Source organism: Streptomyces sp. NPDC027189, assembly GCF_055566975.1.
This window is the reverse complement of the sequence record NZ_JBVHRI010000058.1, coordinates 1-17318: the sequence shown is the minus strand read 5'-3', so window position 1 is coordinate 17318 and position 17318 is coordinate 1. Positions and strand designations below refer to the sequence as shown.

Genomic DNA, 17318 nt, shown 5'->3' with positions numbered 1-17318 from the left:
TCCACGGCCGAGTACTCACACCCTCCCGAACGGCCGAATCGTCACATCGGTCACGCCGGACCAGGGCACTTCAACAAGATCGTGTTACGAGCTCTTATGAACGTCTCGTTCTTCGCCCTGGGGGCGCTTCTTATCGTCGGCGCCGCTCTGACTGGTCCCCTGTGGCGCCGAGGTGCAACCCCCGCCGTGGCCCGGATTCTCCTGGCCGGTGCCGGCCTGGGATTCGTGCTTGCCGGGGTGGCACCTGCGGACGTCAACGAGAACCAGCACGTCCTTGGTGCCCTGCTCATCATGGGAGCGGGCAACATCGGCCTTCTGCTGGCCGGAGTCGCACTGTCGAACGATGTCCCGGGCCCACTGCGCTGGGCCACCAGCCTGCTGGGAATCACGGCGATCACTGCCCTGGGGCTCTTCCTTTCCCACCACTACCTGGGTCTGGGGATGGGAGGCATGGAGCGGGTCGCAGCGTTTCCCCTCCTGCTGTGGACGCTGGCTGTCGGCGCCCGCAGTCTGTTCCCCCAGGCACCCCGCAGGCAGGACACGAGCAGTTCCGTGACACTCACGGCTGGGTGAGGATGAGGGCCCGCAGAAGTTCGAACGAGGCCCGGCCACACATTGCCCTCTTGAGGGTTTTCACCCGGTTCACGTGACCTTCGACCACCCCGGAGCTCCACGGCAGGGTGAGTCCGGCGGTGACGGCGTCGAGGTCCTGGCGGAGGAAATTGGCGAAGCCCTTCATCGGCTTCGGTGCGTCCTGTTCGGCCTGCCGGATCCACTCCAGCAGCAGGTATCCGCGCTGGTGGCGGACCAACTCGGCGAACGCCCGGGCCAGGTCGCAGGCCCGGGTGATGTCCGGGCAGGCGAGCCGGACCTGAAGCAGCAGGGCCGTGATGAACGGAGTCATGGCGTCTTTGCTGTGGGAGTGTCGCGGGGCGGTCGCGGGGGCTCGTACTTTTGGTGGGGTTTGCCGGGGCGGCGGGTTCGGGGATTTCGGGTGTTGGTTGCGGCGGGTCAGACGTGAATGGTCGGGCTTTCGGCTGGTTCGGTGTCTTTCCGCTGTCGTTGCTGTACTGCACCGCGTCGATGCGGTCTTTGGCGAAGAGCTCGCTGGGAAGTGCTTGCTGGCCGGGCGGGTGGGCCGGTGTGGTGGCGGGTTTTGGGTGTGGGGGGTGTCTCTTGGTGGTGGTGTGCCGGGAGTCTGTTGCGGCTGGGGGAGTGCGAGTTGTCTGTGTGGCCTTGGTCCAGGGTCGTGCGTTTCGCGTGAGCGTGGCTGGTTGATCGGGGTGTGGGTGTCGCCGGGGGGCTGTATGTGGTTCGGGGTGTTGCGTGGTTTGGGCTTACCGAAGGTGGTGCGGGCGGGTGTGCCGTACCCCGCCGTGGCGGGGTGTGCCGTGGCGGGGTGCGGGGTGCGGGGTGCGGGGTGCGTGGTGCGGGGTCCGGGGTGCGGGGTGCGTGGTGCGGGGTGCGGGGTGCGGGGTGCGTCCTGCGTGGTGTGGGTGTGGGTGTGGGTGGGTGTGGGTGTTATGTGCAGGTGGTGTTGTTTGGGGGGGTGGTGTTGTTGAGGAGGTAGTGGTCGACGAGGGTTTTGAGGCAGGTGTTGTTGCTGGTGTAGCCGCCGTGGCCTTGGCCGGTGAGGGTGATGTTGATGCCGGTGCGGGGGCCGAGGGCGTGGGCCATGTGGTGTGCTCCTTGGTAGGGGGTGGCGGGGTCGCCGGTGTTGCCGATGACGAGGATGGGTGCGGCGTGGGGGGCGTTGACGTGGGGGGTGTTGGTGGTGGTGGTGGTGGGCCAGCCGGTGCAGCTGGTGAGGGACCAGGCCATGGCGTCGCCGAAGAGGGGTGAGGCGTTGCGGAATTGGGGGAGGTGGGTCTGGATGTCGGTGGTGGTGTAGCGCTGTTTCTGGTCGGCGCAGTTGATGGCGGTGTTGGCGCTGTTGATGTTGGAGTAGTGGCCGTGTGGGTCGCGGCCGTTGTAGGCGTCGGCGAGGGCGAGCAGGGTGTCGCCGCGGCTTTGGTTGTGTGCTTCGTTCAGTGCGGTGGTCAGGGTGGGCCAGGTGGTCTGGGAGTAGAGCGCGGACATGATGCCGGTGAAGGCGAGGCCGGCGGTGAGCCGGCGGCCGTTGCTGGTGGGCAGGGGGTGCTGGTCGAGGGTGTTGAGCAGGGCGGTGAGTTTGTGGTTGCCGTCCGTGCCGCCGTGGCCGGTGGGGCAGGCGGTGTGGTGGGTGGCGGCGCAGTCCTTCATGTAGTTGTCGAGGGCGAGCTGGAAGCCTTTGGTCTGGGCGAGGGCTTCGTGCAGGGGGTCTTTGGTGGGGTCCATGACGGCGTCCAGGACGAGGTGGCCGACGTTTTTGGGGTAGAGGTGGGCGTAGACGGCGCCGAGTTTGGTGCCGTAGGACATGCCGAAGTAGTGCAGTGTGCGGTCGCCGAGGACGTGGCGCATGAGGTCCATGTCGCGTGCGGTGCTGACGGTGTCGAGGTGGGGGAGGATTTTGCCGGAGTGGTGCCGGCAGCGTTGGAGGTAGTGCTGGTTGAAGTCGGCGGCGTCCGTCGGTGTGCTGGTGTCGGGGCTGTCACCTGCGTAGTAGGCGTCGGTTTCCTTGTCGCTGAGGCAGGTCACGGGGGTGCTGGCGCCGACGCCGCGGGGGTCGAAACCGACCAGGTCGTAGCGGGTGTTGAGGGTCTGGAATTCGGTGCCGGCGGTGGGGAGTATGGAGACGCCGGAGGCGCCGGGGCCGCCGAAGTTGAACAGCAGTGAGCCGATGCGTTTGCCGGGGTCGGTGGCCTTAGTGCGGATCAGGGCGAGGTTGATGGTGTCGCCGTCGGGTTGGGTGTAGTCCAGGGGGGCTTTGAGGGTGGCGCACTGCCATGCGCGGCCGGGGGCGGGCTGGGTGCCCTGTGCGGGGGTGGGGGCGGGGCAGGTGTGCCAGCTGAGTTTTTGTGCGGTCAGTGCGGGGGGTGGCTGGCCGGCGGTGTCGGCGGGTGCGGGCAGGGCGTGGGCGGTCCATCCGGCGAGGGCGGTGGCGATCACTGCGGCGGCGGCGCCCAGTGCGCCGGTGCGCAGGGCTTTGGAGGTGGGGGGCATGCGGGGACTTCCGTTCTTTCGTGCCGGGTGCGGGCAGGGCTGGGGTGCAGACTCCTGCGCCGGTGGGGCGGGTGTGGGGGCGCCCCGGTGGCGGGGAGCGGATGGTGTGCTGCGGGGGTGTGTGTCCCTGCCGTGCGGCCGTGGGCCTGTGGGGGTGGGGTCCGCTCTTGTAGTAGGGCCCGGGCGGTGTGGCCGCGTCATGCTCCGACAACTCGGGGCTTGACGCGGTGGCCGGTGTCGGCCAGGAGCCGGCACCGCGGCGGCAGGGCCGCTGTGCCGGCGTTTGAGGCCCGGCCGGCGCCGCACGGCGGCCGGGCCGCCGTGGCGGGCTGTTGTGGTGATGTGCCGGCAGGCCAGGGGCCTGCCCCCCTGGGGGGGCTGGCTCCGGGGTGACCTGTCCCGCCGTTCGGGAGCCCGGCCGCCGCGGGGTTTTGCGAGGTGTCTCGAGCCGCGTTCTTATCGTGTTTCGTGGCAGGTCCTGGCGGGTCCTGGCGGGCGGAGGGCCTGGCGCAGGCCGGTGAGGGGCGGGCTCGGTGGTGAGGACGGCACGCGCAGGCAGCCCTGCTCCCTGCTGCCACCGGGAACACGATGTGAACGCGTTCAAATAGGGGGAGGTGTGTCTGGAACAGCCACGCCTGGCCGAGACGGCACACCCGCCGTCGCGCTGGGCCCCCTGGCTCTGGTCCTTGGGGTTGTCGGTGCCGCGGGAGCGTGGCCCGCGCTCGCGTGGCCCGCGCTCGCGTGGTCGGTCATCGCCGGTGGCCTCGGTCTCGCCTTCGGCGTCATGGGCATCCACTGCGCCCGCCAGGGCACCGGCCGTATGGGGACAGCTGTCGCCAAAACCGCTCTCGCAGCGATCGGACTGGCCGGTGTCCTTGCCCTGATCACGGCGTTCGCCGCCTGATCTGTCCGCCGCCGCGCCGGTTGCCGGGCTGGTGCGGCGGGCGAGGATGCACGGGCGAATCGAGCACGGCTGACGCGATCTCGCACACGGGCCGGGCCTGGACCACTTCGAGGGCCGCACCTGGCGCGCCGGACACCTCCACCTCACCCTCCTCACCGGGGCCAGGGCTTTTTCGCTCTGCGGCGGCTCGACCCCCAGGCATGCACGCCGGCAGAGGATCGAGGAGCCGGGGCCGGGCCTTGTGCGCACGTTTTTCTCCCCGCCCCCGCGGACGGGGAGGCGCCCGGACGCATCGCTGAGAAGACCTCAACTGCCGGGTGACCGGCGGCCTGCGCTTCGCGGTCTGCCGGGCCGGGCGTTGAGGCGCCGGCTCTACGGGCCTGCCGCGGGGCGGGCCCGGAATCTGCCGCGGGGCGGGCCCGCAATGTGGCGGGGGGCGGGCCCGGAATGTGGCGGGGGGGCGGGCCTGGAATGTGGCGGGGGGGCGGGCCTGGAATGTGGCGGGGGGGCGGGCCTGGAATGTGGCGGGGGTGGGGCCGGGGGCTTGCCGCGGGGTGCCGGGCGTGGCGGGCTGGTGTGGTGTGCAGGCCGGAGGGTGCCGGTGTGCCGGTGCGATGTCGTGCCGGTTCGTGCGGGCTGTGTGCCGGCCGGTCATGTGTGGGGGGGGCGCCGGGTGTATGGCCGGCGGGACTTTTAACGCGGCTGTGGTGGTCTGTCAAGCCCCGATATTCAGCGGCATGACGCGGTGGGCGTGCCGGGGCTTAATTGAGGCATGGGTTCACGCAGATCAGGTGGCCCGCCCGCATCGCCGGGAACAGCCCGGCAATCCCCTTTAATCCTTTTCCCGCTATTCCCACCGGAGGAATTCTCATGGCCCGCACGTCCTGTACCCGCCGTATCGCGCTGCTCACCGCCTCGACCGCGCTGGCAGCAGGAGGTGCGCTGCTGCCCGCCACCGGCGCCTTCGCCGCGGCCCCGGCACACGCCCCCGCCGGTGTCACCGCGATGGCCCACGCCCAGGCCGGCCAGGGCCACCACGACAAGCACGGCAAGCACGGCAAGAACGGCAAGCACGGCAAGAACGGGAAGAACGGCAAGGGCGGCCGCGGGGGTGTTGTCGTCATCATCAACAACACCAACACGAATACCAACACGAACACCAACGCCAGCAAGCCCGCCGACAAGGAAGCCGGCAACGGCAACGGCAACGGCAACGGCAACGGGAACGGGAACGGCAATGGTGGCGGCAGCACGAATACCAACACCAACACGAATACCAACACGAACACGAACACGAATGCCGGCCAGGGCGGCGGCAACGGCAACGGGAACGGCAATGGGAACGGCAACGGCAATGGTGGTGGCGGCAACACCAACACGAACACCAACACGAACACGAACACGAACACGAATTAGGGCGTGACCGTCGTGGACGGTGTTGCGTGAGGTCCGGTCCGGCCGGGTGGCAGTCTCGAGGGACATGCCGCCCGGCCGGCCGGCATGTGTGTGTCCGGGGGTGGGGGGCTGTTGTGGTGCGGGCCTGCACCGTGAAGTGGGGTGGTCTGTCCGGGTGTTGGGCAGGTGTCCGGGGTGCAGCGGCTGCGGGCCTTGGGGGGATGGTGGGGGAGTACCGCTGCCGTGGCCGGCGACCGCGGCCGGCGGCTGCCGGCGGGGTGGCGGGCCGGTGATGCCGTGCCGGCGTGGTGCGGGTGTGGATCTGCGGGGCCGGTGATGCCGTGCCGGCGTGGTGCGGGTGTGGTGCGGGTGTGGATCTGCGGGGGCGGGGGCGCGGCTGCTCGTTGGGGCGGGTCCGTGTCCGCGTCGCGTGTCCTTTGGCGTGCCTGGAGAAGCGGGGGAGGTTGTGGGGGAGGGGGGTTGCAGGGGGCGGCGGTGTCCGTCATGCCGTGTCCGTCATGCCGTGTCCGTCATGCCGTGTCCGGCATCGTGGCGGCGGCTGCCTTGTCTTTCCTGCTGGTGCTGGCGTTCGCCTCGGGCGACTGGACGTCGTGGTCCGGGAACTTCTCACCCCGGGCCCCGGCGGGTTCCCCGGCCCGGCCGGCATCGCAGGGCGGGGCGGGGAGGTGCCGGGGGACCGGCCGGGCGGCCGGGCCTGCTGACCCTGTCAGGTGGCGGTGACGCTGCCGGTCGGCCGCCCGGGGCGGCCTTCGCGGCTGTTGGGGGGTGTCCATATCCAGGGCATCGGGATCGGGCAGGCCGGCGTCAGCCCGTTCCCGCCCTGCGGTCTTGCCCACTGGTGTCCAAGCTTTACGAGGCCGCTTCGGAAAGGCCGATACAGGGCCTTGGTCCGGCGAGTGCGCAATGCCTCACTTGGGCAGGAATCTTCTGCCCGGGCAGCCGGGCGGGGCCTGGCGGCCGCCTGTGACGGTTCGGCCTCGCAGAAGGGTGGTGGCAATCTGCAGCGACGTGCACTCGGTGGTCCTAGACTGCTGGGTGCCGACATGACGCGCAGTCAATTGCCTGTGGTCTGCGGGTTGCTGACTGGCGGGCGCCGCTTGGCCGGCTGGTGCCCGCAACGGCGTGTCTGTGCTACCAGCCGTCCGGAGGACGCCATATCCGAAGATTGCGACGTGGCAGATGACCGAGTGAGAGGTCCCGGAGCCGGGAGCGTGCCGCCCGGGGGATTGCTGACGGGCGGCGCCGCGGGGGCTTCCCCGCAGCCCGCAGCCGACTTTCGGAACATTGTTGTCTCTGGCCTCACCGCTGCAGGGAAGACCACGCACGCCCTTCTCGTTGCCAAGTGGCTGGGGTACGACTACGTCTCGGCCAGCCAGCTCATGCTCGGGATGCTCGACATCCGCCCCGATCCGGACAACGCTCTGTGGACTGCCGGCCTGTTGGCCATCGAGCGGATGCGGGACCAGTATCCGGCGGACGAGGAAGTGAACCGGCTGCTTGCAGCCGAGGTGCAACAGCGCACGCGCACCGTGTTCGATTCGTGGTCGCTTCCCTGGCTGGTCGGCGGGACTCCGTGCATTTGCATCTACATCCACTCCGACCTGACCTCCAGGAGCCTGAAGGTCAGGGTTTCCCAGGAGCCGCGCGGTCCTTACCTCTGCCTTGAGGAATGTCGGGCGCTGGCCGAGGAGAAGGATCGGCTCACTGCTGCCCGCCTCGAACCGCTGCTCGGAGTCGACATCCGGACCGACCGGTCCGTCTTTGACGCCGTTCTCGACAACTCTTGTCACATCGACGCGCCCACGATCGAGGCTGCGCGCGTGGGGATCGCCAGGTTCCACACGGAAATCCAGCAGGCGCTCACCCGCATACGCGGGGTCTGGCCGCCGTCCGACGTGCATCCCAACCGACATCAGAACCGGAGAACGAACGAATGAAGCGTATCCACCTGGCCGGCTGCATCATCAAGGACGCGGACGACAGGATGCTGCTGGTGCATCGCAACACTGCCAAGCGGACACAGTGGGAGATCCCAGGGGGCAAGATCGACGAGGGCGAGTCTGCCGACCGTACGGCCGTCCGTGAACTGGAGGAAGAGCTCGGTATCCAGGTCGAGGTGGTGGACGAACTCGGCGGCAAGTCCTTCCAGGAGGACAGTTTCACGATGAAGTACTCGTGGTTCCTTGCTGTCGTTCTGGCAGGACACCCCACCATCATGGAACCCCAGACTCATGACGAGTTCGGGTACTTCAGGATCGAGGAGCTGGAAGCACTCCGAAGTGAGCTCTCTGCCAACACGGTCAACTTCCTCGACGAGGTCGCATCTGGACGCGTTGCCCTCTGAACCGACGGCACGGCACGGCACCGACCAGACGACTCCGGGGGTCCGCATGCATGTCCACATCGACTCACCGCAGAGCAGCGCCGAAGTCCTCGCACGTGCTGAAACTGTTCATGCGGACTACATGTACATGTACCCGCCGCGGCAGACTTACCGTCCCTTGGGGCTGGACCGCCAGGAGATCGAGTCATTGGTGCATGCTTCGCTCGCGCATTCTGACATCCTCAACCTGTACGTCCATGTTCCTTTCTGCCGGCAGATCTGCAGCTTCTGCAATTTGTATACAACGACGGGCGGGAGTGTGGACCACGGGGCGTACACGGCTGCGGTCCTGCGGGAGGCGAGTCTCTATGCAGCCTTGAGCACGCCGAAGACCATTGCCACCCTCTATATCGGCGGCGGAACGCCTTCCCTTTTGGAACCGGTGCTGCTGGGAGGGCTGGTTGAGGAACTCCTCGCTTTGTTTTCTGAAAGCGGCTCTCCCGCGCCGCGCGAGGTCGCGCTCGAGGTGGACCCGGCGACCGTCGACGCCGCCCGGCTCCGGGACATCCGCCAGTCAGGGATCGACCGGGTCAACCTTGGCTACCAGTCCGTCATTTCCGAAGAGGTGGCGCGGATCGGGCGGCTGAGCGGCGCGCGGCGCGTGCAGGTCCTTCAGGAGGCCCTTGCCGCCGGCTTCGACAACGTGTGCGTCGACCTCATTTACGGTCTGGAACGGCAGACCGACGAGGCATGGCGAACGTCGCTGCGCACAGTGGCGCGGATGGAACCGCAGACCGTATGCGCCTACCCCCTCACAAGCCGTCCTTTCACCGGCTACGACAAGCGCGGCTACTCCTCGGTCGGCGCCTCGACTCTCTACCGGCGCTACGACATCGCCAACGAGTTGCTCACCGAAGCGGGCTACCGCCAGGAGACACACGTCCGTTGGATCAAGGCGGGCGGGGGATACGCGCAGAAAGTCAACCACTGGCGCATGCAAAATGTTCTGGGGCTGGGCGCGGGTGCCCGCAGCTACCTCTGGGAGCTGGACACCCGCAACGGCTACTCGCTCCTGTCCAGGGGAGACGCGCTGCACGCCTACCTGCGCGCCGTGAAGGCGGACGAGATGCCGGTTACGGACGGCTGTCTGATGGGCGGGGAAGAACGAGAACGCAAGGCGGTCATCCTCAACCTCATCCACCTCGACAGGTCCTGGTTCCATTCCCTCTTCGGCAAGGACCCGCTGGCGGCCTTCCCCCACGAGTTCAACGTCCTGGGCGACGCCGGGATCTGCGACACAGGCCCGGACGAGATCAGCCTCACCCCCTACGGCATCAGGGTCAGAGACCTCGCCGTGCAGACATTTTTAAGCACTGAAGTGCGCAACCGATTGCGCGGATTCAGCTACAGCGAATGAGTTCTCCCATGTCCTTCGATCAATTCAGACTGACGTGGCTGCACCTGTCCGACATCCACTTCGGCCACGGCAGGCGCTACGCCGCGGCCGAACGCAGCGACGTCCTGGGCGCCCTGCTGGAGGATCTGCTCGACCTCCGGCAGCGAAGCCACATCCCCGCCGTCGACCAGGTCGTGGTGAGCGGGGACATCGCCTACTCCGGCGGGGCCCTCGCGGAGTCGGAGTACGACGAGGCGAAGCAGTACCTGCTCGGGCTCGGGGAGCGGCTCCAACTGGGAGCCGATGCGATTTTGGTGGTGCCCGGCAACCACGATGTCGACCGGCGCGTTGCCGACAACGACGATGATGTCCGACGCCTGCTGGGGGAGCTGCGCGGCGGCGGCTCGGTCGAGGAAGCATTTGCGTCCCCCCGCGACAGCGAGCGCCTGGTGTCCAGGTTCGCCGCCTATCAGCGGTTCGCGCAGAATTTTGGTGCCGCGCTCGAGGAGTCGGCTGCGCCGCATCCGCTCTACTGGTCCACTGTCATCGACGCCCGGGAGGACCTGCGTGTCAGGATCGCGGGCGGCAACAGTGCTTTGCTGTGCCAGGGGGACGACGACTTCGGCAAACTCCAGCTGGGCCTGCAGCAACTGCACGACATACTGAAGCCCGGTGAGGCGCACGACGTCTCGGTACTCGTCACACACCATCCGCTGGAGTGGATGCGGGACAGCCAGGAGGTCGAGCCCCGGGTCCGGCGCTGGGCGGACCTCCATCTCTCCGGACACGTCCACCGGGCGGAGTCGGAACTGCGGCTGCGCGGCGGCGGCCCCGGGCTCGTCCGGGTGGCGGCGGGAGCGAGCCATGAGTTCGACACAGCGACCGGCCGGGGCACCGGCAGCTTCACGTACTGCGTCACCTCTTTGTACGTTGATGCTCAGGGGAGTGTGTGGGCTCGGATTTGGCCGCGGCGATGGGTTGCGAGCCAGGTGTCCTTCCGGGTCGATCCGGAGTCCGTGCCCGACGGCCACATGTACGTCGACCATCGGGTCAAGGAGGTCACAGGAGGTCCCGCCCCGGCGCCCTGCGTCCCCGCCGGGGTGAACACCACGCTCCAGCGGCTCTGGAAGGCGTCCGAACGCTCCGTGCGCAGGATCGGTGCCCGACGGACCGCCTACCCGCTGGACATGAGTATTGCCGAGCTCCACCGCCGCGGGCTGTACATCCAGGCCGGCCTCACCGATCTCGCGGACCCGTCACGGCGCCTGACGCCGGCCTCCCTCTGCGATGAAATCCGGGCGGACCAGTCGGTTCTGATCCTGGGCGAACCGGGCAGTGGCAAAAGTGTCACGTCCTACGCCGTACTGGAGGAACTCAGGAAGCGGCAGATTCCCGCCCTCGCCCTGCGTCTTTCCGACCTGCCGGACGTCCTTGCCGACGATGCGGGGGTCAGTGAGCTCTCTTTGGCCCTCAGACAGGCGCGTGAGGGGGAAGTCCGCAACGTGGTGCTGGTGGTGGACGGTCTCGACGAAGGCCTCGGCGAGTTCGACACCTCGACCGATCTAGCGCACCTCCTGGACCAGGTGGGCGACCGGTACCGCCTGGTGGTGACCTGCCGCCGCCGGGAGTTCGAGGACCAGCTTGCGAGATTCATGGAGGGCGGTGCCTTCGATCTGATCGTCTCCTTGGACGAGTGGACCCTTGAGAACCAGTTCGCCGAGTTCGTCTCCAGGCTGGTGTCCTGCGGCCTGCTGGACTCCACGGCGGTCCTGCAGACCGTCCGCGACTCGCCGGCCCTCTCGACACTTGCCAGACGCCCGCTCTTCGCCCGGATGCTGACCTTCCTCGGGAGCCAGGAGGTGCTGTCCGTCCAGAGCCTGGTGGGTCTCTACGGGGAGTACATGGACAAGCTGTCAGCAGCCAGCGACACCGCCCTGCAGAGCGCGGGGTGCGACGTCTGCGCGACTTCGCAAGAGGTCTGGATCAAGGCGGCCTGGTTCATCTTCGCCAAGGGCCTTCTCATCGAAGAACGGTTCAGTCTGAATGCCGTCGGCAAGATGCTCAGTGCCGACCTCAACGTCCAGCCGAGATGCCTCTCGCGCGCGCTCAGCCAACTCTGCGACCAGTGGCGCGTGGCCGGCCGGGTGTGGGCGCGCTTCGTGCACTACTCCTTCTTCGAGTATCTGGTTGCCCGCTACTACCTCGACCAGGTCAACGAGGCTGTCCTGCGGGGTTCCACTGTGGATCTGGCAGACATGCTGAGCCTCGATCTCACCCCCGAGATCAGGCACTTCCTCGCCGACGAGTTGCGAGCCATCGGAACGGTGAAGCTGACATCGGCGCTCGTCTCCGCCTACCAGGAGACCAAGCCGCTGCGCATGGGCGTCCCGAAACGGCGGACAACCGGCAACCTGATCGCCTACCTGCTCTCCCGTTCGGCTCCAGACTCCGGCTCGGCACTACAGCAACTCCTCGAATCCGAAAAGGACATGTTCCTGCAACAGTCCCTCCTGTGGGGCCTGTGCCACCTCGGCGACAAGGAGGCGTTGGAACGCTTCGTCGAGGAGTCACGCAGATCCGCTGAGTGGCGTGCCTGGAACCGCGGCTACCTGATGTACTACTACGGCGACCTGGACCGCCGAGAGGACCCGCCCTACATCGACACCGACCATGCGCAAAGCTGGGGGCGGACTCGCGAGCGGTCGCTGGCCTTCATGTCGGCTGCGGGATACACCACCAGCATCGCCCCTCAGCGGCAGTACCTCGACCTGTACTCGCTCTACGACTACGCCCTGTGGAGGAACGAGAAGTTGGGGGTCCAGGACAGCGCCGTGGCAGCGGGAGTGCTCGAATCGCTCTGGGAAGACCCGTCATTGGGCGGGTCCCTGTTGCAGGAACTGCAGGCGATGCACGCCGCGACGACGGAACCGAGGCACGGATGACCGGGACGGTGTTCCAGGGCGGTCGACCGGTACTTCGCCAAACGGACGAGACCGTCGCAGTGGTCCAGGCTGCTTCGGGCCGTTGCGGTCTGTGCTGCCGGGCTCGGCGAAATCGTGCCACGGGTCCACAGCGCCTCACCCAGGCTGATCGAGTCGGAATGGGGATCTGGCCTTCTCGCGATCGGCGCGGGTTCCGTTCTGCCGCGGTGGCGAGGCCTGTGCCTGTCATGCCGTGCCGGCCCCTGGACGGTCCGGGCGGCGGACACACGGTTGAGGTTCGCCCGGGATACCGGCAGCTTCGCGCTGACCGCGTGCCCCACGACCTCGGGCCACACCGATCTCAGGCGTGGCCGGCCCCTGGCAACGCCCGCCCGCAATAGCCGCAGCTTGCACAGTGAGTGTCCATACCTGAGCCCGGACACTGCATCGCCGTCATTTCTCATGACCATCCCAGAGCCCTGGATCGCCAACCGCTGCGGCAACCCATCGGTACCTGCTGTCACTGGAAGTGAACGAAGCCAGTCCAGGAGAAGCGGACGGCCCCGGGGGAGGCATGCACCGGCTGCGGGGGCTTGGGGCAGGACGCGAGCCCCCGCTCAGTCTCGGGACGCATCCCTCGGGCCCTCCCCTCCGGCCGCCCGGCGAGCCGGCGTTCAAAAAGCCGCGCGGAACAGTTCCCGCGTGCTCGCGCGCACGTGCCGGCCTGCGACCTCACCATCGGGATCTTCGGGGAGAACTTCACCGTCGACGGCCTGCCCGACGAAGGTCTCGGGGCGAAAGAGGCTCTTCCGGCAGCGGCCGGGGCGGCCAGCCCGGGGAAGGGGGACCGTCTCGCCTGCGCGGGAGACGGTGACGGCCTTGCCGCCGGATTCAGGCGGCAGGGCGGCCGGATGCCTGGTCGGTGCCCCCCTTCTCGCAGCCCGCCGAGGGTGTCCTGCGGGGCTGCGGCGGGCGCCCGCCGCGCCTGGGCCACCCGCGCTACGCCGGTTCTCACGGCCCGCAATGCACCGGATCCGTGGCGGTGCCCGCCCTGGACGCGGGCAGCGCCGCAGGCGGCGCCCGCGGGAACGTTTTCCGCGGCAGGGGGACAGGGGGGCAGGGGGGCAGGGGGAACGGTTTTTCCCCTGCGCCGTGACTGCCGGGCATCCCTCGCGCAGTGAGGCTCTTCCCGGACGGGCCGGTGGCCCCGTGGGCGATGCGGCTCGCCCGGTGTGAGCGGTGCGCCCGGCCAGGGTGCGGATGAACGCGATGGCGCGGGACGCAGGGCACCTCTTCGTCCGAGCCCGGTGTGCTGCCCGACCGCCGTGCGCCGGCGCCCGGCCGGATGCCCCTGCCCCGTATCGCGGCCGTCTTTATATGTCAAGTCCCGAAATTCAGGGGCGTGACGCGATTTGCTCGCCGGGTCCTAATTGAGCATGGGTTCACGCACATCAGGGCCCACCCGCATCGTCCGGTAAAACTCCGGCGGTGTGATTGCGGGACGTGTGTCCCGCCAGGCGAATGGCCCGTGAATCGACAGGGGCATTCGATAACTCTTCACCATTTCTCACCGAAGGAGAAACACCATGACTTCCCCCAATAAGACCCGACGTCTCCTGATGCTTGCCGCCTCGACCGCTCTGGCTGCAGGAGGTGTGATGCTGCCCGCCACCGGTGCATTCGCCGCTGCCCCGGCGTCGGCGCCGCACACGGCCGTAGCCGGTCACGGCCATCATGCCCACCAAGGCAACGGCAATGGCAACGGCAACGGTAATGGCAACGGAAACGGCAAGGGCAAGGGCAAGGGCAACGGAAACGGGAACGGCAACGGGAACGGCAACGGCAACGGGAACGGGAACGGGAACGGCAACGGGAACGGCAACGGGAACGGGAACGGCAACGGCAACGGGAACGGCAACGGGAACGGCAACGGGAACGGGAACGGCAACGGCAACGGGAACGGCAACGGGAACGGCAACGGAAACGGCAACGGGAACGGCAACGGCAACGGCAACGGGAACGGCAACGGCAACGGCAACGGCAACGGGAACGGCAATGGCAACGGGAACGGCAATGGCAACGGGAACGGCAACGGAAACGGGAACGGCAACGGGAACGGCAACGGGAACGGCAACGGGAACGGCAACGGGAACGGCAACGGAAACGGCAATGGCAACGGGAACGGCAACGGGAACGGCAATGGCAACGGGAACGGCAATGGCAACTAAGGTCTGACAGGGAAAGAATCGCGGACCGTATCTCCGGCCGGGCGGCAAGTTCTTGCCGCCCGGCCGGACTGACGCATGAGCGGATGCTGAACAGGGCGGTGGCGCGGAGGATGTATTCCTCCACCCCCCGGGAACAACGTCTGCGGCCCGCCCCCGGGCGTCCGTGCCGCCGCGTTTGCCCAGGCCGGTGAAGTCCTCCCCGGTCTCGGCGAGGCCGCGCTCCCCTCGTCTGCTGGCTCCCGCCGGCATGCTCCCGGTGTCTTGCTCCCGCTGGGGGTCGTGGAACGCGCGGGTGGCGGCGGCGCCACCGCGGGTCCAGTCGCCCTCAGCTGTTCGGTGACGAAGCCGACGACCTCGGCCGGCCCGTCCACCGGGCCGCCGGGAACCGGCGGATCACCCGCATGGGCCCGGTGGCGGCCCGAGCCGGTGGGCGCCAGGGCCTGCACGGCTTCCCGGCCCGCGTCGTCCGGCAGGAGGCGCCGCTTTGACTGCGGACCGGACGGCGCCCCGCCGGGGGCGTGTCCTTCAGCTCCCGGAAAGGAACTGCCCGGCCCGGGTGGTCTGGCCGGTGGGGGCGGGCCCGTTGGTGACGCGGTGTCGGAACCCTTTGGCCGTGAGGGCGGTTGGGGCGCTGCGGGGCAGGGGCGGGTGCGGGCCGTGCGGGAGGGCTGCTGTGTGCCTCGTGCGTGCTCGCAGCGGTGTGCGGCGGTGTTGCCGGGGCGGGGCGGTGTGCGGGTGCGCTGCTCGTGGGCAGGCCGCCCGGGTGAGCGGCGGTGTGCCTGGTGCGGGTGGCGGCGGGCCGCCGGCCGCGCGGGGCTGTGCTGGTGCCCCGGCGGCCCGGGCCCTGCCGCAGCGGGGCCGGCCGGAAAGCGGCTGCCGCGCCGCTGCCCGGCGGCGTCTTTTGCGCGCTTTTACCCGTTGCCTGCGGCTGCGTCAAGCCACGATTTGCAGGAACGTGACCGCCGCTGTGCCGGCCGGGCCTACTTGAGGTGCGGCCTCACCGGAAAGAAAAGCGGGGCTGCACGGTGAGGCGGAATTCCCTTTTCCGGGGTCTTCCTCTCTTGCCCGTTTTTACCCGTCAGAGAATCCCCTGTTCGGTAGGAGAGAACCGTGAATGGTACAAGCGCGGCCGCAAGCATCACTGGATCGACAGGCACGACCACGCGACGAAGGACGGGTACGGCAACCCGAGGAAGGAGGAGCCCCGTAAGCGGGGAGGCCGGGGCGGGAGCGGTGGCGCGGGCGGTGACGGCGGGAGCGCTGGCGCTGGTGGCGTCCAGGGTGGCGGCGGCGGTGCTGGCGGTGGCGCCGTCCGGGGCGGCGGCCCGGCACATCCGGCGGCCCGGACGGTTCACCCCGTCCGGGCCGTGAGGGCCCGTCGGGAAGGGGGCGGGGCCAGGGGCCTGCACCGCCTTCCGCCCCGCCACGGCGGGGTTTTGGCCGCCGGATCGTGCACCGGCCGCGCGGCGCCGCCCGGTGCCAGGGCGCAGGCGAGGCGAGAACGGAGAATTCCCATGCTCAGGCGTTTGTGGCGACGTTGCTTCATCCTGGCGGCGGCTGCACTGGCGTCCGCCGTCGGTGTCACGTTCGCGGCTGCCGCGCCGCCCGGCGGCGCGGCAGGACCCGGCCACCGGGACCCGGCTGCTGATCTCCCTTGGCCGTGAGGCGGCCTGCGGCGCCGGCGGTCACGGCGGCAACCGCGGCCGGGGCGGGGGCGGCGGGCCCGGCCGGCGCCGCAGGCCCGGCACGGGCTGTATCCGGTCGCAGGACCTGCCGGACAGGCCGAAGGACTGGCTCACGCCGGATGGGCCGGCGCTCAGCGCTCGCTCGCCGGCCGTGCGGTGGCCGGGGGGCCGGTCCGGCGGATCAGGTCGAAGACGCGGGTCCTGGTGCGCCCATCGGCGGCCTGGTCGCCGGTTGCCGGCGCCCCCAGGTTCCCGGCTTCGCTCGAACAGGGGGACCCCCCTCGCGTCGTCGCCCTCCTCCGCCTTGCGGCTGGACGCCCCAGGACCCGCTCACCTTCGTTTACGAGGCGCCGCAGCTCCCCTGCGACCCGATCCGCCGGACCGGCCCCGGCCAGGGCGTGGTGTGAAAGCGGCGTCGTCAGTCGCCGTTGAAGACGAGGTATCGGTGAGCTTTGCGCTCGACTTGAGCAGTCAGAGCAAGGATTTCGTGCACCGCCTCGGCTTCATCGGCGGTTGAGCCGTCCGCCAAGGCCCGGAGTTCCGGGATGAGGATCCTGAGCTGCGACCGGTTGAACACGGTGTCGTCGTAGGGGTCGACGCATCCGAGCAGGGGCAGATTCTGCCTCGCCGCCCGTCCGCACAGGGCGGCGATGGCGGGATGCACGCAGGTGACTTCAACCGCACCTGTGAATGTCCGAACCTGAACGCTGATCCCCATGAGGGCACGTTAAGGCTCGCCAGGCGGTGCCGCCGAAGCATTTACTGACGTCAGAGCCACTCGTTGATGGCTGCGATCAGCACGGTCGCTTCGTAGCGCAGGGCGAGTTTGTCGTATCGAGTCGCCACGGCCCGGTGGCGCTTGAGGCGGTTGATCCCACACTCGACCGCATGGCGCTCGCGGTAGTCGGTCTTGTCGAACTTGGGCGGCCGGCCACCCCTGGAGCGAAGGTTCTGCCGGTTGCGGACTCGGCCCGCCGGAACCGGGATCGTGGCCTTGATCCCGCGCCGCCGCAGGTAGGAGCGGTTCTTACGGGAGTCGTACGCCCTGTCCGGGCGCACTCGGTCGGGGCGCTTGCGGGGGCGTCCGGGGCCGTATCCGGGGACCTCGGATCGCTTCCAGGACCGGCTCGAACTGCGGGGAATCACCCCGCTGCCCGGCCGTGATCACGATGGACAGGGGCTTCTGCCCCTGCTCGACCGCGAGGTGGATCGTGGTGGTCAGGCCGCCCCGGGAGCTCTTTGGGCTGCTCTGACCTCAACTGTGTTTATGGATCTGCACTGTTGACCGCAACGAGATGTGTGGCGCGCGTAGAGTGATCGCGTGACGGTGACGCGGAAGGTTTGCCGGCACTTTGGTGGCGTGT

The 17318-nt window shown here is 68.9% G+C and carries 12 protein-coding genes and 2 pseudogenes; 10 read left to right on the top strand and 4 right to left on the bottom strand.

The features are described 5' to 3' along the window. Positions 1 to 96: 96 nt before the first annotated feature. Positions 97 to 573: a DUF998 domain-containing protein gene (locus tag ACZ4RZ_RS49465; protein WP_467754226.1), complete on the top strand. Its 477-nt coding sequence runs from the start codon at positions 97 to 99 to the stop codon at positions 571 to 573. On the opposite strand, the gene ACZ4RZ_RS49460 is transcribed toward ACZ4RZ_RS49465, so the two are convergent. Both ACZ4RZ_RS49460 and ACZ4RZ_RS49455 read right to left on the bottom strand, forming a co-directional pair. Beyond that, positions 560 to 904, bottom strand: coding sequence for a transposase (locus ACZ4RZ_RS49460; RefSeq protein WP_467754225.1), 345 nt, complete (start codon positions 902 to 904; stop codon positions 560 to 562). The genes ACZ4RZ_RS49465 and ACZ4RZ_RS49460 overlap by 14 nt on opposite strands. Before the next feature lie 617 nt (positions 905 to 1521). Continuing rightward, entirely contained in the window at positions 1522 to 3081 is a 1560-nt protein-coding gene (locus ACZ4RZ_RS49455; RefSeq protein WP_467754224.1) for an alpha/beta hydrolase, read from the bottom strand. Between the two features lie 616 nt (positions 3082 to 3697). Here ACZ4RZ_RS49455 and ACZ4RZ_RS49450 point away from each other — a divergent pair. The 9 genes and pseudogenes from ACZ4RZ_RS49450 (at position 3698) to ACZ4RZ_RS49410 (ending at position 15640) form a co-directional block, all read left to right on the top strand. Beyond that, positions 3698 to 3985: a hypothetical protein gene (locus tag ACZ4RZ_RS49450; protein WP_467754223.1), complete on the top strand. Its 288-nt coding sequence runs from the start codon at positions 3698 to 3700 to the stop codon at positions 3983 to 3985. A 16-nt stretch (positions 3986 to 4001) separates the two neighbouring features. Further along, positions 4002 to 4198 (top strand): annotated as a pseudogene (locus ACZ4RZ_RS49445) (IS701 family transposase); the annotation flags it as partial. A 657-nt stretch (positions 4199 to 4855) separates the two neighbouring features. Beyond that, a complete protein-coding gene (locus tag ACZ4RZ_RS49440) occupies positions 4856 to 5401 on the top strand; it encodes a hypothetical protein (protein WP_467754222.1) in 546 nt (181 codons plus the stop codon). Between the two features lie 1211 nt (positions 5402 to 6612). Continuing rightward, positions 6613 to 7338 carry a hypothetical protein gene (locus tag ACZ4RZ_RS49435; protein WP_467754221.1) on the top strand — a complete coding sequence of 242 codons (726 nt, stop codon included), beginning with the start codon at positions 6613 to 6615 and terminating at the stop codon, positions 7336 to 7338. After that, complete coding sequence (locus ACZ4RZ_RS49430) at positions 7335 to 7745, top strand: NUDIX hydrolase (protein ID WP_467754220.1); 411 nt, start codon at positions 7335 to 7337, stop codon at positions 7743 to 7745. Before ACZ4RZ_RS49435 ends, ACZ4RZ_RS49430 begins: the two co-directional genes overlap by 4 nt. A gap of 46 nt (positions 7746 to 7791) precedes the next feature. Beyond that, positions 7792 to 9141, top strand: coding sequence for a coproporphyrinogen-III oxidase family protein (locus tag ACZ4RZ_RS49425; RefSeq protein WP_467754219.1), 1350 nt, complete (start codon positions 7792 to 7794; stop codon positions 9139 to 9141). 8 nt (positions 9142 to 9149) lie between these two features. Then, on the top strand, positions 9150 to 12062 hold the full coding sequence (locus tag ACZ4RZ_RS49420) for a metallophosphoesterase (RefSeq protein ID WP_467754218.1): 2913 nt from the start codon (positions 9150 to 9152) through the stop codon (positions 12060 to 12062). 1565 nt (positions 12063 to 13627) lie between these two features. Further along, positions 13628 to 14269, top strand: a complete 642-nt coding sequence (locus tag ACZ4RZ_RS49415; protein WP_467754217.1) for a hypothetical protein — start codon at positions 13628 to 13630, stop codon at positions 14267 to 14269. Between the two features lie 1245 nt (positions 14270 to 15514). Further along, positions 15515 to 15640, top strand: coding sequence for a hypothetical protein (locus ACZ4RZ_RS49410; RefSeq protein ID WP_467754216.1), 126 nt, complete (start codon positions 15515 to 15517; stop codon positions 15638 to 15640). 732 nt (positions 15641 to 16372) lie between these two features. On the opposite strand, the gene ACZ4RZ_RS49405 is transcribed toward ACZ4RZ_RS49410, so the two are convergent. Beyond that, positions 16373 to 16672 carry a hypothetical protein gene (locus ACZ4RZ_RS49405; RefSeq protein WP_467754214.1) on the bottom strand — a complete coding sequence of 100 codons (300 nt, stop codon included), beginning with the start codon at positions 16670 to 16672 and terminating at the stop codon, positions 16373 to 16375. A 50-nt stretch (positions 16673 to 16722) separates the two neighbouring features. Continuing rightward, positions 16723 to 17188: pseudogene (locus ACZ4RZ_RS49400) on the bottom strand (IS5 family transposase); the annotation flags it as partial. Positions 17189 to 17318: the final 130 nt, after the last annotated feature.